Genomic DNA, 234 nt, shown 5'->3' with positions numbered 1-234 from the left:
CTCCTACGCTGCGTATTAAGGATGTCGACCTCACGGCTTATGCTGATCGCCTGCTTGAACGCTTTGCCAATCCGGCACTGCAGCACCGGACCTGGCGAACTGCGATGGACGGAAGCCAGAAATTGCCGCAACGCATGCTGGATGGGATCTGCATCCATCTTGAACGTAAGACCGCGGGGCCGCTGCTGGCCCTGGGCGGTGCAGGCTGGATCCGCTACGGCAGCGGTACCGACG

General features: G+C 61.5%; 1 protein-coding gene. It reads left to right on the top strand.

From position 1 onward, the window contains the following. The coding region (locus tag ACPYOJ_RS36950) for a mannitol dehydrogenase family protein (protein ID WP_481420624.1) at nt 1-234 on the top strand (234 nt) is incomplete at both ends.

Source organism: Rhizobium sp. SVR5-9E, assembly GCF_056755095.1.
Note: the sequence above shows the minus strand (reverse complement) of the source record. Positions and strands in the feature narration are given on the sequence as shown.